The organism is Galbibacter sp. L-19, assembly GCF_056857615.1.
Map to the genome: position 1 here is coordinate 330,775 of NZ_JBSXNL010000067.1, position 26,637 is coordinate 357,411.

Sequence of the window (26,637 nt, forward strand, 5' to 3'; positions counted from 1 at the left end):
AAACAACTAACACTCAAAAGGTCCCTTCAACAAGCTCAGGATGACATTTGGAATATAATTACTTTTTAGACCTCTCGTTTTTGTTTTAGTTGTTAAAATTTAATACTTAGCAGCTTTTCCTTGATTGGAAGTAGAAAGTATAAACGCTCTAATATCGTCGTTAGCCGTTTTTAAATCTTCTTTTCTAAGGTACATCATGTGTCCGCTTCGGTAACCTTTAAATTGGATTCTATCTTTCATTCTTCCCGAAGGATCCATTTGCCACATACTATATTTCGTATTAAAATAAGTACAAGCTCCATCATAATATCCTACTTGATATAAAACATTTAAGTATGGATTTTCTGCCATTGCTTGTCTAAGATTCTCTCTAGTATTGTCATTTTCTTTATTCCATGGATGAACATTCCCAAACATTTTATAAGGAATATCAGTTTTGAAATTTAGTTCTTCCTGTAAATAATAATTTATAGCAGGAGTAAAGGAGTGTAACCACGAAGTTAATTCTGCATTGTAATCTGGTCTGTTACCAGCATCCATTTTATCAATTCCTAAATAGCGAGAATCCAATCTCCCTACAGTAAAACTCTTATCTCTTAAAAGTTCTTTCCAAAAAAAAGAGGTAGGAACTACTAAATTGTGTTGAAGGATGGACTCTTCTGATAATCCTGAGTATTTGGACATTTGTTTGGCAACCGCTTCTTTTTCTGTTTTCGATAAAGAACCACCTTTAGAAATGGCTGGAATAAGAGTATTTACAGTAAAGTCTTCTACTTCTGGTAAAACCTCCAACAAATCTTTTTGTTGTAAATCGGCGGTTAAGGCTTTTTGATGCCATGCGGTAGCAGCATAATAAGGTAAGTTTATTGCTTTAGCTACAGGGTTTTCACCATCTAAGACTTTATAATCTGCTGGAGAAACCATAATTACACCGTTTAAATACATCCATTCTCTTTCCTGCAACGCTAATGACAATCCAGCTACACGAGTTCCTCCATAACTTTCTCCAATAATATATTTAGGAGATCTCCAACGGTTATTTCTAGTAACAAAAGACGTAATCCAATCGGCTAAATATCTAATATCAGCATTAATTCCGAAGAACTTTTCTTTATCTGGATATTTCCCCTCTTTGTCGGCTATCATTTTAGAATATCCAGTATTTACAGGATTTACATAGACAATATCTGCAACATCCAAAATAGAATTAGGATTGTCTTTTACGCCATAAGGTTGAATTGGGTATCCTTCATCATCAATATTTAAGACTTTAGGTCCCGTATAAGCAATATGCATCCAAACAGAAGCCGAACCTGGACCTCCGTTAAAAGATATTACAAGGGGTCTTGTTGTGTTGTCATCTATATCTGTTCGGAAATAATACGTATGAAAAAGGGTTGCTATTTCGTTTCCTTCATCATCCCAAACTTGTAAAGTACCTGTGTTAGCTTGGTAACTTATCTTTTTTCCATTTATTGAAACCTGATGTTTAGTCGAGACAATAGAATCGGAAGGAAGTTTTAATTTCTGAGAATTGATTATTGAAATGCAGCAGAAAAACATGCAAATCGAAAGTAAATTTTTCAACATGTAATAGAGGATTTTTAATTAAGAAACTAAAATAAGAAAAAAAGAAGAGTAATGAATTCTTCTTTTCAGCATTAACTTAAAACTTTTCGAAAACTCCGAGACCGAATAGTGCAAAATCATATTTAACAGGATCCTTGGAGTCTAACTTTCTTAGACTTAAATCTAGTTCTGCCAGTGCTTTTGCGTCATTTTGTTTTCGTTTTAAAAGCCCTAGCTTTCTCGCTACATTTCCAGAATGTACATCTAGTGGGCAGGAGAGGAGCGCAGGAGAGATATTTTTCCAAATTCCGAAATCAACTCCACGGGTATCTTGTCTTACCATCCATCGTAAAAACATGTTAATACGCTTTGCCGACGAGCCTTTTAACGGATTAGAAACGTGTTTTTGAGTTCTTGGGAGATGTTCTATTTCAAAGAAAACATTTTTAAAAGCAGTAATGGCAGGCTGTAGAGAAGTGTTTGAAGCGTTTTCTCTAAAAATAGTTTCCATCCCACCATAAGTGTTATAAATATGCTGTAAGCTTTTTATAAACTGAATAAAATCATGACCATTAAATGTACGATGTACAAAAGGAAGAAGCTTTTTTAAATCTTCTTCTGAATGATTGATAACAAAATCGTATGGTGTATTCCCCATAAAATCCATCATTTTATGAGCATTTTTAATAATACTTTTTCGGTTTCCCCAAGCGATGGTAGCTGCTAAAAATCCTGAAATTTCTATGTCCTCTTTTTGATGAAAAGAGTGCGGAACCTGAATAGGGTCGCTTTCAATAAAATCAAGATTATTGTAAAATGATGCTTTTTCGTCTAAAAACTCTTTTAATTCGGATTGTTTCAAAGGTTATATATATGTTGTAAAGTTGAAAGTTGAAAGTATGAAAGTTTATAAAGTTAAAAAGGTAAAGGTGAAGAATATTATGTTTAGAAACTTTGTCCTTTTGCTTCATTAAATACAGCTTACTGAACACTGAAACGCTAATTACTTAACAATATCTCCATCAACCATGGTTAACTTTCTGTCTGCCATATCTGCCAATTCTTCATTATGGGTTACAATAACAAATGTTTGTCCGAATTTATCTCTTAATTCAAAGAAAAGATTATGAAGTCTGTCGGCACTTTCAGAATCTAAATTTCCACTGGGTTCATCAGCAAAAACAATAGATGGGCTATTTATTAATGCTCTCGCTACTGCTACACGTTGTTGTTCTCCTCCAGATAATTCGTTGGGTTTGTGGTTAACTCTATGAGATAATCCTAAAAATTCCAATAATTCTTTAGCTCTTTTCTCTGTTTCATCTTTTGGAGTATTCTTTATAAATGCAGGAATGCAAACATTCTCGAGCGCTGTAAATTCTGGCAATAATTGATGAAATTGAAAAATGAACCCAATGTGTTCATTTCTAAATTTAGCTAAATCTTTATCATTTAATTTGCTTACTTCAATACCGTTAATATGTAGCTGTAAATCTTTAGTTTTATCAGGCTTGTCTAGTGTTCCTAAAATTTGTAAAAGGGTAGTTTTACCAGCTCCAGAAGCCCCGACAATAGAAATTATTTCTCCTTTATCTATAGTAGCATTAACGCCTTTTAAAACTTCTAAAGACCCAAATGTTTTACGAATGTTTGTAGCTTTTATCATAAACTTATCTAAAGTTGCTAAGGTACTTATTCAGTATTTAAAACAAAAGTATATGTTAGAATTCATTATATGTTTTAATAAAGAATATAGTCTATATATATAAAATATTTTAATAAATTACATGAAAAATATTTAAAATGATAAGAGTTTATTTGATGCTATTTTTATTCTCCATAATAAAAGTCAGTTCTCAAGATTTAAGTCATGGTAAAGCAATAACATATAATGTTATAGGAAGCTCGTTATTTAGTGGAATAGGATCGGCTATCAATAAAAAAGAAAATGAAAAACTAGGACATGCCTTTTTAAAGGGGCTTTGGCAAGGAGCTATTGGCGGTACTGTAATATATGGTAGTAAAAACATTATTCAAGGCTATGCCAATACAGGGAGTCCTCTATATGCTTGGAGCAGTAAGCTTGTTAATGCAGCAGGAACTTCAATAACTGAAAATGCAGCTTCAAATATTGATTTTTGGAAGCGTTGGCACTTAAATATTGGTTTTACTCGATTTGAGTATCATTTAAACCCTAAAAAGGGTGAAAGAGCCTTTTATTTTAAAGTAATGCCATATGCTTTAGGAAGAACTATCTACGTTGCTACTAAAGGAGATTTCGACATTAATACTTCTCTAAAAACAGGAAATTTAGTTTTCTCAACAAATACTTCTCCAGCTAATTATGTAGCTTTTGCATATACATATACAATATTGTATGATAGAACCAAAATAGATGGTGTATATAATAATAAAACAAATGTTATAGCACATGAAATTATTCATGTATATCAAGTAGACGATTTTATAACAATCAACTCCTACTTTAACAAACTATATAGTAAAAATACTTTTGTTAATGATAAACTGCTTAATTGGATATATCCTGATATAAATTCATGGACATATATAGCAGCATATAATATTACTGGAGATGGTAAAGATGACTATGATAGTAATTATTTTGAACAAGAAGCTATTTTATTTTCCGAATAATATTAATAAAGTCTAATGAATATAGATAGTTTTGTATGAAGTAAAAATAACGATATTTATATATAACTATATTTTCCTAAGGTTCTTTGGTTATTTGATTATATTCATAAAAAAAGGGTATTTTTAAGGTTGAAAATATAATAGGATTATTAAATGGCATACAAAACTTTTGAAGAATATAATATAGAAACTACTGAAACTATTCGTAATCAGTATGAAAATATTATAAGTGAGATAGGAGAAGATACGGCTAGAGAAGGACTTTTAAAAACTCCTGAAAGAGCTTCTAAAGCGATGCAGTTTTTAACGCAAGGCTACCAACAAAATGCTGCTGAAATACTAAAAGGAGCCATGTTTAAAGAGGATTATAATGAAATGGTGATTGTAAAAGACATCGAATTATATTCGCTCTGCGAACATCATTTATTGCCTTTTTTTGGAAAAGCTCATATTGCTTATATCCCTAATGGCTATATTGTTGGACTAAGTAAATTACCACGTATTGTAGATGTATATGCACGGAGGTTACAAGTTCAAGAAAGACTAACACATGATATTTTAGAATGTATTAATAGTACGCTAAAACCACAGGGGGTAGCAGTAGTTATAGAAGCATCGCATATGTGTATGATGATGCGTGGTGTACAAAAACAAAATTCTGTTACCACCACTTCTGGATTTAGAGGTCAGTTTGAAAAAATAGAAACGAGAAACGAATTTCTTAAGCTAATAAGTTCTGATTTAGGATAAAGAACATATCTTGACTTTTTCACTCAAACAAAAAAAGTCAAGATGAATTCAATATTTTGGCATTTTTATTGTTCTATAATTATAAAAAATTACCGTATGATTAGTTCTGACGATAATAAATACAAAAAACTTTTTATCGGATTGATATTTGATGCGCTTGGAATGGTTTCCTATGCAATTCCTGGTATTGGAGAGTTTTCTGATATTATTTGGGCACCAATTTCGGGTTGGTTAATGACGCGTATGTACAAAGGGCGGATTGGTCAAGGAGCAGGGGCAATTACTTTTATAGAAGAGTTAGTACCAGGATTAGATATTATTCCAACCTTTACTTTAACTTGGATTTATACCTATGTTATAAAAAAAGATAAAGCCACTCAAGTAGTAACTTCGTAATCTTTTTTGTCTAAAGGAGAGATAAAAAAGTGGCGAGAGTAGAGGTGAGGAAGGGATTTCTATACTTTTTGCCTATCCATAAAAATCAAGAAAAGTTAAAAATAAAAAACCCCCGAATTTTTAATATTAAATACTTCGGGGGCCGTCTATATAGACTTGAGGGAATTATTTCAAAATAATTTTACTTTAAAAAGGAACAGTTACTCCAATATTAATATTTCTTCCGATGTTGTAAATTCCATCAGGTTTTAATCTAGATAAATGAGAAACATATTCTTTATCAAATAGATTATTGGCAGATAGTTTAATATTAAAAGGCTGATTGTAAGCTTTGATAGTTGCTCCAAAACCTAGATTTACGAGGGAATATCCACCAGTTCTAGTTTCGAAATCCCCAACATTATTTTTATTAAATACATTCTGTAGGGTAACAAAAGCATATTTGTTAGAAACTTGCTTTCCGTCAAACTCAACTCTAAATGTATTTGAAAGTTTATTAGCTGGAATAAGCGGTAAATACACATTGGAGTCGGCTAACTTACCAGTAACCGTTTCAAAACTACTTTCTAAATGCAACCAATCTAAAGGATGTGGATGTAAATGAAAACCAATTTCCCCACCATATAAATTACTATCATCTTGTACATATTGATAAACGGGATCATCATCAATAAATTGTCCCGTTGGTTGTAAATAGATATAATCGCTTATTGCATTATAAAAACCATTTACAAAGAACTCAATATGTTCATTTCCGTATTCTAAAGAGAGGTCTGTTTGGAAATTCTGTTCATTTTTTAGAGCTTCATTTCCTATTTCATATCTATTAGCACCACTATGTCCGCCATTGGATGTTAGCTCTGCCAAATTAGGAGCTCTAAAGCCTGTTGCAAGATTAAGACGTGCTATAATTTTTTGAGCTATGGTAACTCTATATCCTGCAGAAGCATTAAAACTATTAAAGTTTCTATTGAGTGCTGGGATATAAGATTCACTACCTACATCTCCAGTTTCTTTGGCTTCAATATCTCTGGTATCATAGCGGAGACCTATTTGGATATCGCTATTTTTCATGTGGTAATGTGTGGTAGCCATAACACCAAAATCTACAGTTGTAGCATCTGGAATTAAAACTTCTTCTCCAGAGTTTTCATTAGTTTGATGCATTCCCTGTACTCCAAAAATGGTTTCAAACTTTCCAGTTTCTGGTAAGTGGTAAAGTACATTGTAACTCAAGGTATGAAGTTTCATATTTAAAGCAGCTTCATCTCCATGTGCATGTTCTTCATGTTCGTCTTCGTGCTCCTCGTGTTCTTCATCTCCATGCTCCTCATGTTCTTCTTCATGTTCATCTCCATGCTCCTCGTGATGATGTTCGTCTTCAAATTCTTTACGGTTATTTGCAACATAACCTAAAGTAATATCTAAGCTACTTTTATCAAAAAATAGCGTGCTTTTAGAACTTATAACATGGTTGTCTATTTCTTGATAAGGAAGTAATGGATCTCGGTCTCTATTTTGCACTCCTATTTCTTCAGGAATTCCTAGATTTGAGCGGTTAAAATTATAACGTAATTCGGTTTTAAAATTAGTGCCTTGATACCCAAACCCAGACTTTAAATCATATTCATTAAATCTAGAATTGGTGGTATATGTTCCGTTTCCATCTTGATAATCTGCATGTGAGCCATAAGCACCACGAACTAAAAATTTTAATTTATCTCCAGATGTTTTAAAGCCACCATTTGCGGTAACTCCTTCGGTGTTTGTAAAGTAATTTACGTTTACATCTCCTTCGGTACTATTCTGGACTGCAAATTTTTCAGGATTTAGATAGAGTACACCTCCAAGTGCATCAGATCCATAGAGAAGGGTAGCAGGGCCTTTTATAACCTCTACACTTTCTATTCCTGCATCATTTACTCCAAGTCCGTGTTCTCCTCCAAATTGCTGATTCTCTAAGCGCACGCCTTGAGTGTACACCAAAACTCTATTGGAACTCAGTCCGCGAATAACAGGTTTTCCTATTCCAACTCCTGTACTTACGCTTTCTACTCCACTTATATCTGTAATTCCGTCAGACAAGGTCATGGCTCCTTTGGTTTTGAGCTCCTCCATGCTTTGTCGTTCTACTTTCATTACATTTTCACTTTGCAATTTATGGAAAGGAGTAGAGACTATAACTTCTTCCATTTCAATTGCAGATGGCGCTATTTGCACATCTAATTTAATAGCTCCGTTTACCGTAACGTCTTTGGAAAAAGTTTTAAATCCTATTGAAGATACTACAATTTTATAGGTGCCCTGGGGTAGACTTTCTAATATAAAAGTTCCATCTTCATTAGTACTAGTTCCTTTTTCTAATTGTGGTAGGTAAATAGTTGCATAGGGAATTTTGTTATTTGTGGTTGCATCTGTAACAGTTCCGCCAATACTATTTTGTGCATTTATGATAGATGTAATACTCAATAAGAGTATAAAGATTAATGTATTTTTCATGTATTTGATTTATTCTTTTTCCGAATTCTATTATTAATTAAGCTATAATTAATATGGAAAAATTCTTTATAAATAGTTCTAATGTGGATTTTTACTCGTTTATCGAGATTTAGTTTTGTAACTCTCCTCTAAAATGAGTTAGTTTTTTTCTTGAACTACCGAATGTAACTCAGTAATCTTATCATCTTATAGAAATAAGTAGCAACATTATCTTCTATGCTGACATTTCTTAAAACGAATATATTTATTTGTAAGTCGAAAAAAACTTAAGATACTTTATGCAGTTGGCGGACCACGGAGTGAAAAATGAAGAGTTTGATATTCACTTAAATGAAAGTAGTGATTAAAATTTTGTTCAGAAGGAAGTGTAAGAATAGTAAACGTAATTTCCTCTGGGGTGAAATTTATTTGATGAGTATGATGAAACTTAAATAGCTTACATTCAAAATCCGATTGGTGAAAATGTGTTTTTACATGCTCATTACACTCAACATGGCTATGAGCTATAAAAAAGTGAGAAAATTTTAGGGCAGAAGGAATCAATATCGCTGAAATTAGCAATAAAGAGAAAAAACCTACGAGTATGTGTTTTATTTCCTTCAAATGATTAGATTTTTATTCCTAATCGGTTTAACATCTTTTTTTCAAAATTCCAGAAAAAAGCAAATTGTCCGAAAAGCCACCCAAAGAAAATCAATAATACTTGATAAATAGGGAAGATTAACAAGATTCTAACAATCCAATATAAAATTGGATGAAGCGCATCTGGATGCAAACCGATGTACTCGGTAATTGGACCAGCAACTTTAGCAGCTGTAGATCCTGTTATTGCAAATACAATAAAAATGATAGTTAGCTGAAAATTAGAGGTAATACCCCAGCGCTTTTTTAATTTTTCCATGGATTAATTTTCATTGCAAATATAAATGAATTTCTTAGCTTGAGAAAACATGTGTTAATTTCTCATGAAATTAAATATAACAGTATGAGAATTTCTATATTTATCCTTATTAATTAACCATTTTTCATGCAACGAAGAGATTTTATCAGTAAAACTATCTTAGCTTCAGCTACTTTAGCAGCAGGAACTTCCATTGTTTACGGAAAGTATTTGCCGAAGGGATATAAACCATTAATACTTCAAGATCCAGATCCTTTTTCAATGTTTAAAAAAGATAAAGAAATGCTGGTATTGAATGACAAGCCATGGAACATAGAATCTAAAGCACATTTGTTGAATGATGACATTACGCCTAATAAAGCTATGTTTATTAGGAATAATGGGTTACTTCCTGAAAATATTGATGTTGAAAATTGGACGCTTACCATAGATGGAGAATCTGTTTCAAAAACAAAAACCTATACTTTAAACGATTTAAAAAGTAAGTTTAAACAATATACTTATCAACTCACGTTGGAGTGTGGCGGAAATGGGCGTAAAGAGTTTAATCCGCCTGCAAAAGGAAATCAGTGGGGACTAGGGGCAGTGCATTGCGCTGAATGGACTGGAGTTAGATTGCGCGATGTTTTGGAAGATGTAGAAATTAAAGAGGATGCTGTTTATATAGGATATCATGCAGCAGACATTCATTTAAGTAGAAGTCCAGATAAAGAACCAATTTCTCGTGGTTGCCCTATGAAAAAAGCTTTGGAGGACGAAACTTTAATAGCTTTTGAAATGAATGGTGAAGCCATTCCAATAGCACATGGTTATCCTTTGCGTTTGGTTGCTGGTGGTTGGCCAGCGTCGGTTTCTGGTAAGTGGATTAATAGAATAAGTATCCGAAATATAGTACACGATGGCACAAAAATGACAGGACAAGCATACCGTGTGCCTTGTAAACCTGTGGCGCCCGGAGAAAAGGTAGCAGATAAAGACATGTGTATTATAGAATCCATGCCTGTAAAATCGTTAATTACATATCCTAAAACAGGAGCTATGTTAAAGCTTGGTCAGGAACTATCTTTTAATGGTCATGCTTGGGCAGGCGATTTAGAGGTTGCTAAAATGGAGTATTCAATTGATTTTGGTTCCACTTGGCATGAATGTGAAATTACCGCTCCCAAAAATAGACTTGCTTGGCAACACTTTTCTGCAAAAACCTCCTTTCCAGAGGTTGGTTATTATGAAATATGGGCACGAGCTACCGATAGTAATGGCAAGAGTCAGCCAATGGTACTTCCAGGTTGGAATCCAAAAGGGTATTTAAATAATGCGTGTCATAGAATAGCAGTAAAGGTAAGTTAGTATGGATAAGAAAGAACGTTTTTTACAAGAAGTAAAAGTTTTATCCAAAAGTTTATCGTTGTTTACAATTGCTTTTTTTGGAATCGGATTTTTTTTGATGTTTTTAGTTCTTTTTCCAGATACCAAATTATTCGATAAAAGTCCGAATATAACTACAGAAGAAGTAGTTGCTGACTCTCTCGAAGAAAATTCAGAAATAGAAATTAAAGATGGAATTCATACAGAAACAGGTTTTATAGCAGCAAACGGACTAGAAGCGGTGATTAATAATTGTACGAATTGCCATTCTGCTAAACTTGTTACTCAAAACCGTATGACCCGAGAAGGGTGGCTTACTACTATTAGATGGATGCAAAAAACTCAGAACTTATGGGATTTAGGCGACCAAGAGTCGATAATTTTAGATTATTTGGCTAAAAACTACGCACCAGAAAATAAAGGTCGCCGTCAAAATTTAACGGTAGAAGAGTGGTATGAGTTGAAGTAAAAGTTTAGTTTTTTCACGTTCAAGTTAATGTAAACGTATTTTTGTAATATTATTTCTTTAAACTATTTATTTTATGATAGTTAATATTTAGTCTTTTTTCTTATAACGAAGAGGTCTCGCATTTATACTCAGATATTAACAATAGAGATTAAATACTTCCTAACTTTATAAATGTAAAAGTTAGGAAGTATTATTTTATTCTATTTAATTCGCGTTTATTCCAAGTAAACTTTTATTGAATAAGTTATAGATTCTCGTATATTCATCTGTCCAACTACTAGGCTCTACAAAACCATGTCTTTCTACTGGATATATTGCCATATCCCAATTGGTTTTTCCTAATTCAATTAATCTTTGCGACAAACGTACCATATCTTGAAAATGCACATTGTCGTCTACCATTCCATGAAGAATAAGTAAATCTCCTTTCAAACCCTCTGCAAAATAAATAGGAGAACTTCTTCTATAAGCCAAACTGTCTGTTGTTGGAGTATTTAAAATACGAGCTGTATATCCGTGGTTATACGCTGCCCAATCGCCAACAGAACGAATTGCAGCGCCTGCAGTAAAGGTATCAGCTTCGTTAAACATTGCCATAAGCGTAATAAAACCACCATAAGAACCTCCGTAGATTCCTACTTTTTCCTTGTCAATTCCAAGCTCTTTTACCAAATACGCTACACCATCTACTTGGTCGCTTAAGTCTTTTCCTCCCATATGACGGTAAATACCTGTGCGCCATTTACTGCCATATCCTGCACTTCCGCGGTAATCAATATCTAAAACAGTATAACCATTGTCTACTAAAATATTATGAAACATATACTCACGGAAATAAGAACTCCACCATTTATGAGCATTCTGTAAATATCCAGCACCATGAACAAAAATAACCGCAGCTTTATTTTTAGTACTTTCTGCTGGTTTATAGAGTCTGGCATGCACTTCGGCACCATCATTTGCCTTAAAAGTAATTACTTCTGGGTCTTTCCAGTTATACTTTTTAAAAGCATCAGTAGTAGAATGTGTTAGTTGCTTAGCAGTTGTATTTTTGCTGTAAACAGGATTTTCTTTTATAAATAACTCTGTTGGTTTATTAGCATAAGAATAGAGAATAGCCATTTGTTTTTCATCAGGAGAAAGCGTTACATCATTTCTACCAACCATATCGGTTAGTTGCTCTAATTTTCCGCCATTTAAAGGCATTCTGTAAAATTGACGATCGCCAGGATGAGTTTTGTTTGCAGTAAAATACCAATGCTTTTTATCGTTTGAAATTTTAGGATCGTAGATTTCAAACCCTCCTGAAGTTAGGGCTTTTGCTTTTTTAGTCTCCGTATTTAAAGTGTAAAGGTGAGAATAACCTGACTTTTCTGATTGAAACCAAATACTTTTCTCATCTGGCATCCAGCCAAGCTCTCCACCACGATATCCGCCAATGCCAGGTCCTGCAATCCATGCTGCATTATGTTGATGATCTAAATTAGTTACTGTTCCATCTTTTACATTTAATAGAACAATCCAGCGGTCTTTATAATCATTGGTGTTAATATCTAAAACAGCTTTACTACCGTCTTTGTTCCAAATAGGACCACTTATATAACCAATTCGGTTGTCGTTTTTATAAACTTTATCTGGGTAATCTTTAGTATATTCTGGAACGTAATCCAATCCTTCTAGGTTATCTAAAACAATAGGATAGGTTTTTCTGTTTTCGATATCGTAGATAAATAACTCGTATGTGTCTGGAGTATCACCAACTTTAGAACGTGTATTCTGATCTTCTGTGTAGCCAGATTCGGTAACATAATGCGGTGTAATAGTCCCTTTACTATCTTCTCGTTTTACTGTTAGGTAGCTTACATATTTTCCATCTGGACTATTTTGCTGATTGTAAATAGATTTTCCATCTGTGTATATAGCAAGTGGTTTTTTAAGATTTTCTTTTTTATAAAAAACTTCTTGCTGATCTTTTTTTTCTTTTCGTTCCCGTAAAACATCAAATAAAGCTAATTGATCTTGGTGTAACCATTCGTCTTTTTCACTTCTTTTGTCTTCTTTCTCTTCTTTTTTTGTACTGAAATCTGTTATTTGTTTAGTAACGCCAGTTTCTATATCCCAAGTATAAATGTTATTATCTCTAACATAGGCAATTTGCGTTTCATTTTTGGTATAATGAACATTGCTTTCTCTATCTTGTGTATTTGTAATTTGTGTTATTTCTGAAGTAGGAATGTCAATTATAAAAACATCCCCATGTTTACTATATATTTTCTTTGACTTAGTACTGTTGAAAGTTCCGTAATTAGACGGTAATTTATAGGCTTTGTCAAAAGGAATTTTCTCAATTTTTTCTAAAGAAACTCGGTAAGCATACAGAGAATCACTGTAAGCATTTTCTGGATTCCAATCAAAATAAATTGCTTTGCCGTCCACCGACCAATTAGCATTTGATGGTAAATGCCCTACAAAATCATCACCTTGCATAATCTCTTTTATACTAAGGGTTGAATTGTTGTTTTCTTGGGCTTGAATAAAGCTAATACTAGCTAATAGGAATAGGTTTAGAAAGAAACTTTTTGTCATTATAGTTGCTATGATTTATAGGAAAAACCAAATATAATGATTTGTAGTAACTGGTGAAAATAGAATTCATTCTAATGAGGCGTGCCTATTGCGCAAGGTAGCAAAAATTTGATATAGGCAGCTTTCTGCCATTGCCTACAACCTTAAAAAGTATCTGAAGTTCATCCAAAAACATGCTAAAAGTGGAGTGGGAAGCTTAAAAGGCTCATCTTCTTTTTTAAAAGCTCTTCAAAAACACATTTTATGCTGTTTTAAGCTGCCTAATTTTAACTTACAACTTAATTAGATCGTAAAATAAAAGCCCTTAAAAGGGCTTAAAACTATCTTGTTTTTATAAAATTAACGGCTTGTGCAACCTGGTTACTGGTGTTGGCAATCAGGCTTTATTTTGTTCGTTTCATTTTCGGCGGATTTTGCCGTGTATCAAAAATATCAGCAATTTTTATAAATCCGTTTTGTTCATCAACAGAATATATCATTTTGTAATTTTTGAAAACCAAATAGCGATATTGAATTACCCTATCTGTTAGTAATTCTTCTTCTTGTCCTATGAGGGATGCTTTTATTAATTTTTCAGATTCTTTAATTATTCCAGTTACAATTTTAGTAGCAACTTTTAAACTTGCTTTCTTTTCGTAATATTCATAAATTTCGTCAAGTTGAGTTTCAGAAAAGTCAGACCAAATAATTTTAAAGTTCATTATTCATATTTGGTTAAAAGCTCAGAACTTGTTTTAAATCGATTGTTTTTAAAATCCGATTCCGATTTGTCAATTCGTTTGTTTAACTCATCTATGGTCATAGGTCTAAAAAGTCTTTCGTCAGAAATATCTTTTTCCTTTTTTAATATTTTCTCAAGCTTGGAAATTGTCTCTTCGCTTTGAAGTTTTAAGAATTCTTGAATAAATTCTATTTTTCGAGCTTCTATATTCATTTCGAATTTCTTTTTATCAAAGATACTAAATTATCAAATTCAATCAATATCTTTCTTGGTTTAACGAATCTTTCAGCTTGTTACCAACGGTCGACTCGTATATTTACAAAGCTTTTACTAAAACACATTTTATGCTGTTTTAAGCTGCCTAATTTTAACGTGCAACTTAATTAGATCGTAAAATAAAAGCCCTTAAAAGGGCTTATATCTATCTTGTTTTTATAAAATTAATGTCTTATGCAACCTGGTTACTGGTGTAGTTGACGGTAGTTTTTATTCTACTGTTTCAATTTCGAATATTTCTTTTCCTTGCTCGCCCAAGTAGTGAGCTAATATCTTTTCATAAACTTTATATCCATCATTTACATTCGTGAAGATTATCAATCCTTTTTTTGTTTTCGGAAATATGAAAACAATGGTTTGAACTCCTTTGTCTGCTCCACCGTGTGATAATGCGTAATCTCCATTTTTAAAATCATAAATTTCAAATCCGAGGCCGAAGTGTTTTCCGTTTTTGGTTGCAACTTGATGAGTAACCATATCCTCAAATACTTTTTCGGAAAGTCCGACACCGTTCATTACACTAACCAAAAACTTTCCATAATCTTCAACTGTTGTCAATAAATCGTCAGCACCATTTGCTGTTTTGTTTTTAACTGTTTCATAGGTATTTCCTTTGTTGTCATATCCAGCGGCTAATCGAGATTCGTCAATCTTATCATTCCAAATATATTGCGTGTCGGTCATTGTCAAGGGGTCAAAGATTAATTCCTTGGCTAATTGGTTTAAAGGTTTTCCAAATTTACTTTCCAAAGCCTTTCTCAAATATTCAAGCCCTTCTCCCGAATATTGATATTGTGTTCCTGGTTCAAAATGAAAATTCAATTTTTTTGATTTATTTGAATATCTCCAATTTGGAAATCCAGTTTGATGACTTAAAATATGCCTTGTAGTAAGTTTTTTATTTCTTGGGTCATCTGCAACGTCTGGATCAGTCCAATAGTTATAAATAGGCTCGTCCAAGTTCCATTTGCCCAAACTGACTAATTTCAAGGCAACTATTGCGGTTACGGGTTTCGTTAAAGAAGCTACATTGAAAATCGTATTATAAGGTGCGGTTTCTCCATCTATAAGGTCGCCATATACTTTTATTTGTTGAAGTTTACCTTCATTGATGACACCAATTCCTAAAGTTGGGATATTGTTTGATTTTAACCATTTTTCAATGTCTTTGTCGTTATCGAAAATAGAGTTATCTGTTTTTTGTACTTCATATGCCCGATGTCCATAACTTAAGGATGTGGTTAATTTCCAATCGCCGTTTTCCAACATCCAGATGTTTGAGAACTTTGCAGAACCTGGTTCACTTTCTTTACTTTCGTAAAATAAATGTTCTCCGTTTTGAATTGCTCCATATAAAATGCCATTTCTATAAAGCGGAAAAACCTCTGTACTTTCTTTTACTAAAAATCTTTTTACCTGACGTGTTTCGGGACTTTTACATAGCCCGTTTTTTAGGTCGTAAAGAAATTTTGTTTTGTCCGAAATTCCATCTTTGTCGTGATAAAATTTTAAGTTTTCGCTTAATAAATTTTCATACTGTTTAATATCGCAAGTGTTGAATCCAACATTAAACAGCAAACTGTCTTTTGATAGTATCGTTTTATAAAGTTCTGAATTTTTGTCCGCTTGTGCTTTACAAATTGGAGAAAGCAAGCAAGTAATAATAAGGCTTAAGATTATTTTTGTTGTCATATTGAGTTTTGTTTTTGCTGCAAATAATAATTTTGCACAAAGTTTAAAAACCCATTTTCTGTATGCTAAAAATCTACACGACAATAACTCGACAAAAACCCGACAATCTTTATATCATATTGAAATTCAGTTTGTAATAAAGTTTTTTACGCTTATCTATTTCAATTGCATTTCGAATGATAATGAAAACATTCGATAAAACAATTAGTATCATTAGGATTAAACTAAACTGGTTTCCCAGTTTCAAAAAAATCCCCAACATAAATACAATAGGTGCTAAAATGGTCCAAAGTATTTGTAATGAAATAAGCTGTTTGGTTAAACTGTTCTTTTGTTTCATAATGAACATCAGAACAAGAGGAATGATGATATTTAAGGGCGGAATCAAAATAAATGGAATTGAAGATAGGTTTATTATTTTTAGAAAAGAGTAGTTAATCAAAACCACTTCTTGGGGTTCTTTTTTAATTTTATTAGCTTCAATTTTTTCTTGTTTAATTTCTGTATAAATCAATTCATTTTCTGCTATTTCTAATGCTTTCGCTAAAGCCCGAAGCGTGAATCCCTTGGGCTCTTTTCCCGTTTCAATCCGCTGTATTGTCCTTGCTGAAATACCTGATTTTTCCGATAACTCTTCTTGAGTTAGATTTTGTTGTTCTCTTAAGGTTTTAAGTTTGGACATATTTTGTTTTAAATTACCGCCAACGTATTTGGCTATGATTTTGTTGCATGAAAATCCGTGAGGATTTTCCACCGTAAACCGAAGATAGCAAATTTGCGAGGAATTTCCGCGAGGAAAATCAGACGTAGTAAACTTGCAACGACCTTTGGTTAAGCCCAAAATTGAGCAATTATTTATGCTAACTTGTGCCTATTGCATAAGTTAGCATAAATTTGACATAGGATTACTATTAACTTTTGAAATGCAAGAACTAGAAAAAGAAACAACGTTAAAAGATAATTACTTTTTTAAGCTTCCTAATTTTAACTTACAGCTTAATTAGATCGTAAAATAAAAGCCCTTAAAAGGGCTTAAAACTATCTTGTTTTTATAAAATTAATGGTTTGTGTAAGGGTTAGCATTGTTGGCAACTGACTTTTTTATCAATAATCTTGAACTAACACTTCAGTCGGAATGTGAAGTGTTGAATTCAGTTTTCTTATCATTCCTAAAGTCAGTTTTCGTTTTTTGCTTAAAATTTCACTAACTCTACTTTTAAATCCAACAACTTCGGCTAAATCTTTTTGTTTCATTCCCATTTGCTCCATTCGGAATTTGATTGCCTCAATAGGGTCAGGCATTCCAATTGGAAAGTTCTCATTTTCATATTTGTCAATTAAGATTGAAAGGATTTCCAATTCATCTCCTTGATTAGTTCCTTTTTTTGCATCAAAAATTTCTTCAAGTCTGTTCAGAGCGTTTTGATAGTCTTTTTCGTTTCTTATTGGTGTTATCTTCATAATCAGATATTATTTGCGTCTATATTGTCATATTCTGCGTGAATTCCGATGAATCTTATCCAGCATATTTGATATTCAAAGTTGAATTTTACAATCAATCGGTAGTTGTTGCCTTTAATATTGTAAACAATTCTATTGTCTTTTAAAATACTTGCACTTGGATAATCGTTTTTTAATTCATTAATATTTTTCCATTCGGATTTTTCAGTTTCTCTAAACCAAGACTTTAATTGTTCTTCACAGTCAGCGTGTTTCTCCCAAAAGTTTAGTAAAGTTATTTAATTGAAAGATTGTCTAAATGCAATAGGAGAAATGTTGGTTTTATTCTTGAATAGTTTACTAAATGAAGCAGGATATTCAAAACCTAATTCATAGGCAATTTCACTCACGCTTAATTCCGTAGTTGATAATTTCTCTTTAGCTTTTTCTATTATCTTATTCTGGATGTGTTGCTTTGTACTTTGTCCACTTACTATTTTTAAAGTATTGCTTAGATAATTAGGAGAAAGATTTAAGTCATTTGCAATTTGAGTAACAGATGGAACTCCATTAATAAGGGATTCATTATTATTAAAGTAGCTGTTTAATATTTGTTCTAGTTTTATAAGAATTTGATTATTGCTAATTTTACGGGTAATAAATTGTCGTTCGTAATAACGTTCAGCATAATTGAGTAATAATTCTATTTGTGAAATGATAATATTTTGACTGAATTTGTCAATATTAGACTGATATTCTCTTTGTATATTTTTAAAAATATCTATAATAATATTTTCTTCCTTGTTGGAAAGAAAAAGCGCTTCATTAACGGCATACCCAAAGAAATCATAATCTTTAATCGACCCAGCTAATGAGGTATTCCATAAAAAGTCTGGATGAATAAGAAGTAGCCACCCAGACGGATTTACTTTTATGTTTTGATTTATTGTAACTGTTAGTATTTGTTTTGGTGCTACAAATGAAAAAACACCTTCATTAAAATCATACTTTTGTTGTCCATAATTAAATTTTTCACTTACATTTCGTTTTAAACAAATAGAATAAAAGTCCTGCATCCATTTAATTTTATCAGAATCTGTAGAGTAATTTACTTGGCTATAGTCTATTAAGCTAATTAATGGATGTTCAGGCTTAGGTAAATTACTATAGGTATGAAATTCACTTATGGATTTAAATCGATACATTGTTTTCTTTTTTTAAATTTAAGATTAATTTTCTTTATATAATACCATTCCTGAGTGATAAAGGATTCCATTTCTATATTCTCCATCTACGGTAAATCCTGTATCATCTTTGTAGTCAATATGATTTCCCATGATATGATAGTCTCCTTAATAAACAGTTTTTTTATCCCCTCTAGCTTCGTCATAACAATTATTGGGGTAGTAGTTTGTGGCTAATGTTTCGCCTTTTGTAGCCCACATTCTAATACATCCTTTGGTTTCTATCATTGTTTTTCAATTTTGAGGTAAAAACAATATTTCAACTGTTTTTTTAAATAAATTCATCTTTACCCTTGTTAATTACAGAATAAGGAGCTTTTCCTATAACTTTCCATTCTACATTTGTGGCGAGCAAATCAAAAAAATTACGTTCAGAATTTCCCCATTGTTCAAATCTTGTCTTTATAATTACTTTATTTTTAGTAGTTGTGTTTTTTTAACAGCACAAGCGGAAATTATGTACACAAAGACAATAAGAAATAGAAGTGGGATGGTTCTTAGTTTTTCATAGCTAAAATCCTGTTGAAGTTCCTAGAGTTCTATGTTCTTTTAGGGCTTCTTTAATGGCATCTATTTTCAAATTAGCAAAGTGGTAGGCGTCTTCTCCCATAAAAAAGTGTACAGGAGGATGCTCTTGTTTACTTAAAGCAATCAATACTTCGGCACCTTTTTCTGGGTCGTTGGGCTGATTTCCATTTATATCTTTCAAATGTGCCTGTTCCATTTCACGAGCAGATTCATATTCTTCAATTGGATTTTTAGGTGTTTTTACAGAACCTTCTGATAAAAAATTGGTTCTAAAATAACCAGGGTATACTATGGTTGTATATACTCCGAATAATTTCATTTCTTCGGCTAAAGCTTCTGTAAAGCCTGCAACAGCAAACTTTGTTGAACAATAAATACCAAAACCTGCAAAATTTCCTGTGTAACCACCTACAGAAGCTATATTGAAGATGTGTCCAGATTTTTGCTTGCGTAAATATTGTGAAGCATTTCTAATTACATTTAGAGATCCAAACACATTTACTTTAAAATTATTTTCTACTTCCTCTTCACTAAGTTCTTCTAAAGTGCCAATTTGGCTATAACCAGCATTATTAATTAAAACATCAATTCTACCAAAATGACTAATCGTAGTTTCAATGGCTTTCTTAACATTTTCATTTTTTGTTAAATCCATTTCAATAGGTAAGAATTTTTCATTTTCTTCACCAATTTCCTTAATTAAGGCTTGTTTGTTTCTTGAAGTAGAGGCAACATTATAGCCTTCTAAAAGAAGTTTTTTAGTTAAAATTAGCCCTAACCCTTTTGAAGCTCCCGTAATAAACCATACTTTTTTTGTGTTCATGTTTTTTGAATTTAAATTATTACACAAAATTGGTGCATTAAAGGGTTTCTCACTTTTCCATATCTAAGAAAGATGTAGTCAAATCTACTTATGAATTGACACAGCACGAATTAGTTACAAAGAAAGGCCCTCGTTAAAAACAGCGTTGATGGCTAGCGCGGCTAAAACCCTTATCCGTAGAATAGTGACCCAAAGCTCTGAGATCAGGAGTGCAACGAGGCAGCGTTTCGGTTACCGTTTTTCAATCTGGTTGTCTAACAAATGGCGCCTTTTTCTTTGTTTCGTTTCTTTTGGGAACAAAAGAAATGAGAAGCATGAAGTCACTAGCGTTTGGACTTGGTATTAGAGCTAATAAATCACTAAAAACTACAATGTACTTTTACCGTCGTCTTCTCGTTGCGGATTATCTATTACTACAATTCCTTTTTGGAGCATTAAACTATTTGGGTATGTTATAAGTTCTCCGTCGTCGGTACGCAGGTGTAAATGAAAAGCTCGGATGTCTTCAATAATTGCTTCGGAAGGAAAATCTTTATCCTGAATCCGAATCCTGTCACCAATTTTAAAAGGAAAGGAGAAAAATAGGATAATACCAGCCGTAATATTGCTCAAAATAGACCAAGAGGCAAAAAAAGCAACCCCAATAACAGCAAAGGCAGAGGAGAGGAATAAACCAAGATCCTTGAAATCTACTCCCCAAAGTAGACTTAATGTAATTATTCCGACTATCAGAATAAAAACATCTATATATTTTAAAATAAGGAGCGTTCTGTTTCTATCAATATCTCCTATTTTTCCTACTTTTTTTATAGTTTTAAATAGTAGGATTCTGATAAGGAAAAGTACTACAATAGCAATGATAGTCCCTATGATTTCTTCTCTGTATACTGTGAAATATTCTGTCATAAATTGTAAACCTATTCAGGCACAAAGATACGTTAGAGATTTATTTTTTATCGCAACTAGAACTTAATTTGTTTAATAATATCCGAATAAAGATACGAGACCGCCTCACTACAAGAAAATAGTGTAAAGACTATGTTTTAACTATGGTATAAATGAATTATTTATTGAAAATGAATTATAAAATTAGTCTATTAATGATTCTAAGGTTCTGTATACTTCATAAACAGGTAATCCAACTACATTAAAATAAGAACCTTCAATTTTTTTAATTCCAATGTGACCAATCCATTCCTGAATTCCATAAGCGCCTGCTTTGTCATAAGGTTTAAAATTGGTAACATAATAATCAATCTCTTCGTCGGTAAGTTCTTTAAAATAAACTTTAGTAATGTGGTTTATTGTTTTTTCTAGTTTAGCTGTGGTAAAACATACCGAGCTTATAACTTCATGCATTTTCCCTGACTGCGATTTTAGCATAGCAATAGCTTCTTCTTTATCTTTAGGCTTACCTAAAGCCTCTTCGTTATGCCAAACAATGGTATCTGAAGTGATTAAAATATCATTATCTTTTAAAGTTTCTTTATGAGGTAATGCTTTTAACTGTGCCAAATAATCGGAGATTTCGTATTTATACAATCGTTTTGGATATATTTCATCTACTTCTTTCAAACGAATCTCAAAGTCTAAGCCTAAATCTTTAAAAAATTGTTGCCTTCTAGGAGAGCCAGAAGCTAGAATTATGTTGTAGTTTTTAAGTTTTTCATTTAAAATCATAGGCGTGTTTTTTAGTTCGAAAGTCGAAAGTTAAAAAGTTAAAAAGTTTAAAAGTTAAAAGTAAAAGACTAACAACCATCAACCATTAACCATTAACCATTGACAATTAACCATTGACAATTAACCATTAACAATTAACGAATAACTAACAACCATTAACAATTAACCAATAACCATTAACAATTAACGAATAACTAACAACCAATTTTATAATTTCTAAGCATATTTAGCATCAAAGCTATCATTCCACTTTCCTTGGACCTTTAATACTTGTTCGATTACATCTCTAACACATCCTTTTCCTCCTTGTTTGTGAGAAATGTATTTAGAAATTTCTTTGATTTCAGCTACAGCATCATTTGGACAGCAAGGCATTCCTACCATCTTCATAACATGGTAATCGGGGATATCATCTCCCATATAAAGTGCATTTTCAGCTTTGATATTATAGACATCAAAATACTCATCTAGAGTATCTATTTTATTACTTACTCCGAGGTGGATATCTGTAATTCCAAGTCCGCGTAATCTTACACGTACGCCTTCGTTGTTTCCTCCAGAAATTATACAAATGTTGTAGCCTTTGTTTAGCGCTGTTTTCATTGCATACCCATCTTTTACATTCATAGTCCGAAGTAATTCCCCTTCAGAAGTAATAGAAATAATGCCGTCGGTTAAAACTCCATCAACATCAAAAATAAAGGTGGTAATATGTTCTAGGTATTCTTTATAGCTTTTTTCTTCCATGAGTTTTAATTATTGCTGCTGTTAATAGTTTGTATATGTTTTTGTAATCTTCGTTTGTTAGTAATTCTAAATGCGAATTTATAGTTTCTGTATCATTTCTTTTTGCTGGTCCTGTTTGTGCTTCTTTAGGAGAGATTTCTTCAATTTTTTTTGAAGTTTCTTTAATTAAAGGTTGTAAAATTTCAAATGGAATGTCATGTTTTTCGCAAATATCGTGACCAATATAATATAACTGATTGACAAAATTATTGACAAAAACCGCCGATACATGAAGAATTTTACGTTGTTCAGAACTGATTTTAAAAACTTTGCTTGAAATAGTTTCCGCAAGGACTTTTAATATGTTTAAATCTGCTTTATTTTCAGCTTCAATACAAATTGGAATTTCATTAAAATCTATTTCTTTATTTTTTGAAAAAGATTGTAGCGGATAAAAAACTCCTCGTCTATTTTTTTCATTTAAATCCAACATCGAAACATTTCCAGAAGTATGAACTACCAAGCTGTTTGAAAAAGGGAGTTTATTGGAAAATTCGGGGATGGCATCATCATTTATTGCAAGAATATAAATAGCTGCTTCTAGTAATTCATTTAAATTATTGGTAATTATTGTTGATTTTTCAAAACTCTTAATCTTGTCTAGATTCCTATTATAACATTGAATTAAGTCAATAGACTTATGGTTGCTAAACACTTTAAAAAAATGATGCGCAATATTACCTCCGCCAATAAGTACAATTTTTAACATGTTGCTAAATTACGGAATGCGGTTGATTTTGATTAATTATAACATAAAAAGTTACTATAAAATGGCTGTTTGTAGCGTTATCATTATTAATGGAATTTACAATCAAGTCCTAACCAACAAAAACAAGAAGTAAAAATCTCTTTTTTTACCGTGCTAATAAAATCCTAAATTAACGTAATAAATCATAAAAACGCCTTATTTTTGCGCACTGAAATTCAACTTAAAAAAATACCTTTAGGTAAGCCCACGAGGTATTTAAAATCTCACAATGTGAGTAAAACAAATAATACTGATGTTAGATTCCCTAAAGAAAATTCTATTCTCTACACGTTTAATGGCCATTCTTTTTGTAGTTTTTGCAACCGCTATGGCATTTGGAACTTTTATTGAAAATTGGTACAGTACCGAAACTTCCAAAATTTGGATTTACAATACTTGGTGGTTTGAGCTAATTATGCTCTTTTTTATGATAAATTTCTTCGGAAACATAAAACGCTACCGCTTATTTAGAAAAGAACAATGGCCTGTACTTTTATTACACTTATCTTTTGTTTTAATAATAGGTGGAGCTTTTGTAACCCGTTATATTGGTTATGAAGGAGCAATGCCTATTAGAGAGGGGCAAACTACCGACTATATTTTATCTCAAAAAAAGTATCTTTCTGCTTTTGTGGATGGAGAAATTGATGGAGAGCCTAAACGAAAAGCCCTACAGGATGAAATAATGGTTACCAAAGAAGCACTTAACTCTTCTTTGCCATGGAAATCCGATTTTAATGGAGCGCCCTTTACCATTTCTTATGCTGGTTTTATTGAAGGAGCAGAAGAAGGACTTGTAGAAACTGAAAATGGAGATACTTATTTAAAAATAGTAGAAGCTGGTGGCGGTAACAGACACGATCATTACCTAAAAAGCGGAGAGGTTTCTAGCATTCATAATATTTTATTCGCTTTAAATAAACCTACCGAAGGTGCCATTAATTTAACTATAAATGATAGTATAAGTACCATACAATCTCCATTTGATGGAACTTTTATGCGAATGGCAGATCAGTTTCAAGGAACTGTTGTTAAGGATAGTTTACAACCTTTAATGTACCGCTCTTTATACAATGCAGCTGGAATGCAATTTGTTTTTCCAGATCAAGTTATAAAAGGAGAGTATGGAATAGTAGAAAAGGATGTAAAAACTAAGAACGATCAGGATGCAATAATTCTAGATGTTACTGCCAATGGGGAAACTAAGCAAGTAAAAATTCTTGGAGGAGTAGGACATTTAAACGACCCAAAAACAGTAAAAGTAGGCGGGTTAGAGTTTCATTTATCTTACGGTTCTAGGAAAATTGATATCCCTTTTAGTATTACTTTAAACGATTTTGTAGCTGAAAAATATCCAGGAACTGAAAAAGGATATTCTTCTTTTATGAGTAAAGTTACCGTAAACGATGGGAGTCCGTTTGATTATGATATTTATATGAATCATGTTTTAGATCATGGAGGATATCGTTTCTTTCAATCTGGATTTGACCCAGATGAACAAGGAACTATTCTTTCTGTAAATCACGACCAATGGGGAACAAGAATTACATATCTGGGATACTTTTTATTATATGCTGGACTTATGGGAATTATGTTTTTCGGAAAAACACGTTTTATTAGTTTAGGAGAAATGTTAGAGAAAGTAAGGGCTAAAAAGGCAGCGTTATCTGTTGTGGTACTATTGTTTACTGTTTTTAATGGTTTTGCGCAAAATATTCCAATGCATGGAACCATAGATAATCCAGAAGAACCGCAGGTGGAAGAAGAGCATATGCATGTTACGGCACCAACAGACCGTCAAGTAGATTCAATTTTAAAAACGACCATTGTTTCTAAAGAGCATGCTGCTAAGTTTGGCGCTTTAGTGATGCAAGATAGTGAAGGGCGAATGAAACCTATAAATACATTTGCTTCTGAATTAATGAGAAAGTTACATTCTTCTGAAACATTTGAGGGGATGGATGCCAATCAGATATTGCTTTCTATGCTACAAAACCCAGGGCTCTGGTATAATGTAGATTTTATTAATATAACAAAGAAAAACGATAGTATCCGTACGGTTATTGGAGTTCCTTCTGATCAAAAATATGTAAAGGCAGTCGACTTTTTTGATGGGGTTAAATACAAGCTATCGTCTTATTTAGAAGAGGCATATGCAACCAAAATACCAAATCAATTTCAAAAAGATTTTAGAGCTTTTGACTTAAAATTAGGATTGATAAATCAAGCATTAGGAGGAGAGATCCTTCGTATTTATCCATTGCCAAATGACGATAATCATAAGTGGATTTCTGCAGCAGCATATCAAAAAGGAGCATACAAAGTAAAAGATTCATTGTATGCTAACTTCATCAATAAATCTTTGTCGTTTTATATGATGTCTTTACAACAGGCTAAAAGTACAGGCGATTATTCGCAAGCAGACAAGATTGTTGAAGCGTTTAAGCAGAATCAAAAAAATTATGGAGCGGAAGTAATGCCTTCGGATGCTAAAGTTAAGGCTGAAATATTATACAATAAGATTAATATTTTTCAGGAGTTACTTGTTTGGTACATGTTATTAGGTTTCTTGATGTTTACTTTTATAATTGTTCAGCTTTTTAAAGATAACAAACTGCTTAAAATTCTAATAAAAGTGTGTAGCATTGGGATTTTCATTCTATTTGTTTTCCATACATTAGGACTTGCTACACGTTGGTATATTAGTGGCCATGCACCATGGAGTGATGCTTATGAAAGTGTGCTATATGTAGCTTGGAGTACCATGGGATTAGGATTGCTTTTTGCTAGAAAAAGTGGGCTTACAGTTGCATCTACAGCTTTTGTAACGGCTATTATTTTGTTTGGAGCGCATTTAAATTGGCTCGATCCAGCTATTGCTAACCTACAACCTGTACTAGATAGTTATTGGTTAATGATCCACGTTGCGGTTATTTCTGGTAGTTATGGACCATTTACTTTAGGGATGATTTTAGGAATTGTAACGCTTTTCTTGATGATTTTTACTACTAAAAAGAACAAAGCTAAGATGGATTTAAGCATTCAAGAGCTTACCATTATCAATGAACTGGCACTTACAGTAGGACTAGTAATGTTAACTATTGGAAACTTCCTTGGTGGACAATGGGCTAACGAGAGTTGGGGACGCTATTGGGGATGGGATCCAAAAGAAACATGGGCACTTATAAGTATTATGGTTTATGCTTTTGTAATTCATATGCGTTTGGTTCCTGGTTTACGTGGTAAATGGACATATAGTTTTGCCAGTATTGTTGCATATGCTAGTATTATGATGACTTATTTTGGAGTTAATTTCTACCTTTCTGGCTTACATTCTTACGCAAGTGGAGATAAAATTATAACCCCAACTTTTGTATATTATTCGGTTGCATTTGTGTTGGTATTAGGAGCTGTAAGTTATTGGAGGTATAGGAAAATAAATCAGAAATAGTAGTTTATTATTTCTTTTTTTGTGAGAATAATCTTTTAATGTTGTATATTTATTACTC

At 32.4% G+C, this 26,637-nt stretch carries 25 protein-coding genes and 1 pseudogene; 7 read left to right on the plus strand and 19 right to left on the minus strand.

The window, feature by feature from the left end; translation table 11 throughout:
- Positions 1-99: 99 nt before the first annotated feature.
- The 3 genes from AC13CQ_RS14785 to AC13CQ_RS14795 form a co-directional block, all read right to left on the minus strand.
- Entirely contained in the window at positions 100-1,590 is a 1,491-nt protein-coding gene (locus AC13CQ_RS14785) for a S10 family peptidase (protein WP_474507383.1), read from the minus strand.
- Between the two features lie 76 nt (positions 1,591-1,666).
- Positions 1,667-2,431 carry a TIGR02757 family protein gene (locus tag AC13CQ_RS14790; RefSeq protein WP_474507384.1) on the minus strand — a complete coding sequence of 255 codons (765 nt, stop codon included), beginning with the start codon at positions 2,429-2,431 and terminating at the stop codon, positions 1,667-1,669.
- Positions 2,432-2,572: 141 nt separating this feature from the next.
- Positions 2,573-3,235 (minus strand): ABC transporter ATP-binding protein, encoded by a 663-nt coding sequence (locus AC13CQ_RS14795; protein WP_335587837.1) that lies wholly within the window; start codon positions 3,233-3,235, stop codon positions 2,573-2,575.
- A gap of 137 nt (positions 3,236-3,372) precedes the next feature.
- Here AC13CQ_RS14795 and AC13CQ_RS14800 point away from each other — a divergent pair, with 137 nt between their 5' ends.
- From AC13CQ_RS14800 to AC13CQ_RS14810, 3 genes are all read left to right on the plus strand, one after another.
- Positions 3,373-4,224: a hypothetical protein gene (locus tag AC13CQ_RS14800; protein ID WP_474507396.1), complete on the plus strand. Its 852-nt coding sequence runs from the start codon at positions 3,373-3,375 to the stop codon at positions 4,222-4,224.
- A 153-nt stretch (positions 4,225-4,377) separates the two neighbouring features.
- The gene (folE, locus tag AC13CQ_RS14805; protein WP_008614680.1) at positions 4,378-4,974 is read left to right on the plus strand and encodes a GTP cyclohydrolase I FolE; all 597 of its coding nucleotides are present in this window, start codon (positions 4,378-4,380) and stop codon (positions 4,972-4,974) included.
- A 96-nt stretch (positions 4,975-5,070) separates the two neighbouring features.
- Positions 5,071-5,370 (plus strand): hypothetical protein, encoded by a 300-nt coding sequence (locus tag AC13CQ_RS14810; protein ID WP_008614683.1) that lies wholly within the window; start codon positions 5,071-5,073, stop codon positions 5,368-5,370.
- A gap of 186 nt (positions 5,371-5,556) precedes the next feature.
- Here the strand turns inward: AC13CQ_RS14810 and AC13CQ_RS14815 are convergent, their stop codons facing one another.
- Positions 5,557-7,869 carry a TonB-dependent receptor gene (locus AC13CQ_RS14815; RefSeq protein WP_474507774.1) on the minus strand — a complete coding sequence of 771 codons (2,313 nt, stop codon included), beginning with the start codon at positions 7,867-7,869 and terminating at the stop codon, positions 5,557-5,559.
- 607 nt (positions 7,870-8,476) lie between these two features.
- Positions 8,477-8,770 carry a DUF6787 family protein gene (locus tag AC13CQ_RS14820; protein WP_008614689.1) on the minus strand — a complete coding sequence of 98 codons (294 nt, stop codon included), beginning with the start codon at positions 8,768-8,770 and terminating at the stop codon, positions 8,477-8,479.
- Positions 8,771-8,896: 126 nt separating this feature from the next.
- Here AC13CQ_RS14820 and AC13CQ_RS14825 point away from each other — a divergent pair, with 126 nt between their 5' ends.
- Both AC13CQ_RS14825 and AC13CQ_RS14830 read left to right on the plus strand, forming a co-directional pair.
- Positions 8,897-10,117 carry a sulfite oxidase gene (locus AC13CQ_RS14825; RefSeq protein ID WP_474507393.1) on the plus strand — a complete coding sequence of 407 codons (1,221 nt, stop codon included), beginning with the start codon at positions 8,897-8,899 and terminating at the stop codon, positions 10,115-10,117.
- A gap of 1 nt (position 10,118) precedes the next feature.
- Complete coding sequence (locus AC13CQ_RS14830; protein ID WP_337900624.1) at positions 10,119-10,604, plus strand: monoheme cytochrome C; 486 nt, start codon at positions 10,119-10,121, stop codon at positions 10,602-10,604.
- A gap of 204 nt (positions 10,605-10,808) precedes the next feature.
- Here the strand turns inward: AC13CQ_RS14830 and AC13CQ_RS14835 are convergent, their stop codons facing one another.
- Positions 10,809-13,190, minus strand: a complete 2,382-nt coding sequence (locus tag AC13CQ_RS14835; protein WP_474507392.1) for a S9 family peptidase — start codon at positions 13,188-13,190, stop codon at positions 10,809-10,811.
- A gap of 118 nt (positions 13,191-13,308) precedes the next feature.
- On the opposite strand from AC13CQ_RS14835, the pseudogene AC13CQ_RS14840 reads away from it, so the two are divergent.
- A pseudogene (locus tag AC13CQ_RS14840) lies at positions 13,309-13,476 on the plus strand (IS1182 family transposase); the annotation flags it as partial.
- Between the two features lie 97 nt (positions 13,477-13,573).
- Here AC13CQ_RS14840 and AC13CQ_RS14845 read toward each other — a convergent pair.
- The 13 genes from AC13CQ_RS14845 to AC13CQ_RS14905 all read right to left on the minus strand — a co-directional run bounded on the left by AC13CQ_RS14845 (position 13,574) and on the right by AC13CQ_RS14905 (position 23,089).
- The gene (locus tag AC13CQ_RS14845) at positions 13,574-13,891 is read right to left on the minus strand and encodes a type II toxin-antitoxin system RelE/ParE family toxin (protein WP_474507391.1); all 318 of its coding nucleotides are present in this window, start codon (positions 13,889-13,891) and stop codon (positions 13,574-13,576) included.
- Positions 13,891-14,124 (minus strand): hypothetical protein, encoded by a 234-nt coding sequence (locus tag AC13CQ_RS14850; protein WP_337900628.1) that lies wholly within the window; start codon positions 14,122-14,124, stop codon positions 13,891-13,893. Before AC13CQ_RS14850 ends, AC13CQ_RS14845 begins: the two co-directional genes overlap by 1 nt.
- A 273-nt stretch (positions 14,125-14,397) precedes the next feature.
- Entirely contained in the window at positions 14,398-15,879 is a 1,482-nt protein-coding gene (locus AC13CQ_RS14855) for a serine hydrolase (protein WP_474507390.1), read from the minus strand.
- A gap of 109 nt (positions 15,880-15,988) precedes the next feature.
- Positions 15,989-16,561 carry a helix-turn-helix domain-containing protein gene (locus AC13CQ_RS14860; protein ID WP_040880123.1) on the minus strand — a complete coding sequence of 191 codons (573 nt, stop codon included), beginning with the start codon at positions 16,559-16,561 and terminating at the stop codon, positions 15,989-15,991.
- Positions 16,562-16,983: 422 nt separating this feature from the next.
- On the minus strand, positions 16,984-17,340 hold the full coding sequence (locus tag AC13CQ_RS14865; RefSeq protein WP_335588718.1) for a helix-turn-helix domain-containing protein: 357 nt from the start codon (positions 17,338-17,340) through the stop codon (positions 16,984-16,986).
- Positions 17,341-17,342: 2 nt separating this feature from the next.
- Entirely contained in the window at positions 17,343-17,618 is a 276-nt protein-coding gene (locus AC13CQ_RS14870; RefSeq protein WP_335588732.1) for a type II toxin-antitoxin system HigB family toxin, read from the minus strand.
- Positions 17,619-18,524: a helix-turn-helix domain-containing protein gene (locus AC13CQ_RS14875; RefSeq protein ID WP_474507516.1), complete on the minus strand. Its 906-nt coding sequence runs from the start codon at positions 18,522-18,524 to the stop codon at positions 17,619-17,621.
- 24 nt (positions 18,525-18,548) lie between these two features.
- Positions 18,549-18,659: an Atu4866 domain-containing protein gene (locus tag AC13CQ_RS14880; RefSeq protein ID WP_474507517.1), complete on the minus strand. Its 111-nt coding sequence runs from the start codon at positions 18,657-18,659 to the stop codon at positions 18,549-18,551.
- Between the two features lie 415 nt (positions 18,660-19,074).
- Positions 19,075-19,914, minus strand: coding sequence for an SDR family oxidoreductase (locus AC13CQ_RS14885; protein ID WP_335588721.1), 840 nt, complete (start codon positions 19,912-19,914; stop codon positions 19,075-19,077).
- 366 nt (positions 19,915-20,280) lie between these two features.
- Positions 20,281-20,820 (minus strand): mechanosensitive ion channel domain-containing protein, encoded by a 540-nt coding sequence (locus AC13CQ_RS14890; RefSeq protein ID WP_474507515.1) that lies wholly within the window; start codon positions 20,818-20,820, stop codon positions 20,281-20,283.
- A gap of 183 nt (positions 20,821-21,003) precedes the next feature.
- Entirely contained in the window at positions 21,004-21,594 is a 591-nt protein-coding gene (locus AC13CQ_RS14895; protein ID WP_474507514.1) for a Maf-like protein, read from the minus strand.
- Positions 21,595-21,810: 216 nt separating this feature from the next.
- Positions 21,811-22,341: a KdsC family phosphatase gene (locus AC13CQ_RS14900; protein WP_008614709.1), complete on the minus strand. Its 531-nt coding sequence runs from the start codon at positions 22,339-22,341 to the stop codon at positions 21,811-21,813.
- The gene (locus AC13CQ_RS14905) at positions 22,322-23,089 is read right to left on the minus strand and encodes a Rossmann-like and DUF2520 domain-containing protein (protein WP_335588723.1); all 768 of its coding nucleotides are present in this window, start codon (positions 23,087-23,089) and stop codon (positions 22,322-22,324) included. The genes AC13CQ_RS14900 and AC13CQ_RS14905 overlap by 20 nt, the downstream gene beginning before the upstream one ends.
- A 292-nt stretch (positions 23,090-23,381) precedes the next feature.
- Here AC13CQ_RS14905 and AC13CQ_RS14910 point away from each other — a divergent pair, with 292 nt between their 5' ends.
- A complete protein-coding gene (locus AC13CQ_RS14910) occupies positions 23,382-26,579 on the plus strand; it encodes a cytochrome c biogenesis protein (protein WP_474507816.1) in 3,198 nt (1,065 codons plus the stop codon).
- Positions 26,580-26,637: the final 58 nt, after the last annotated feature.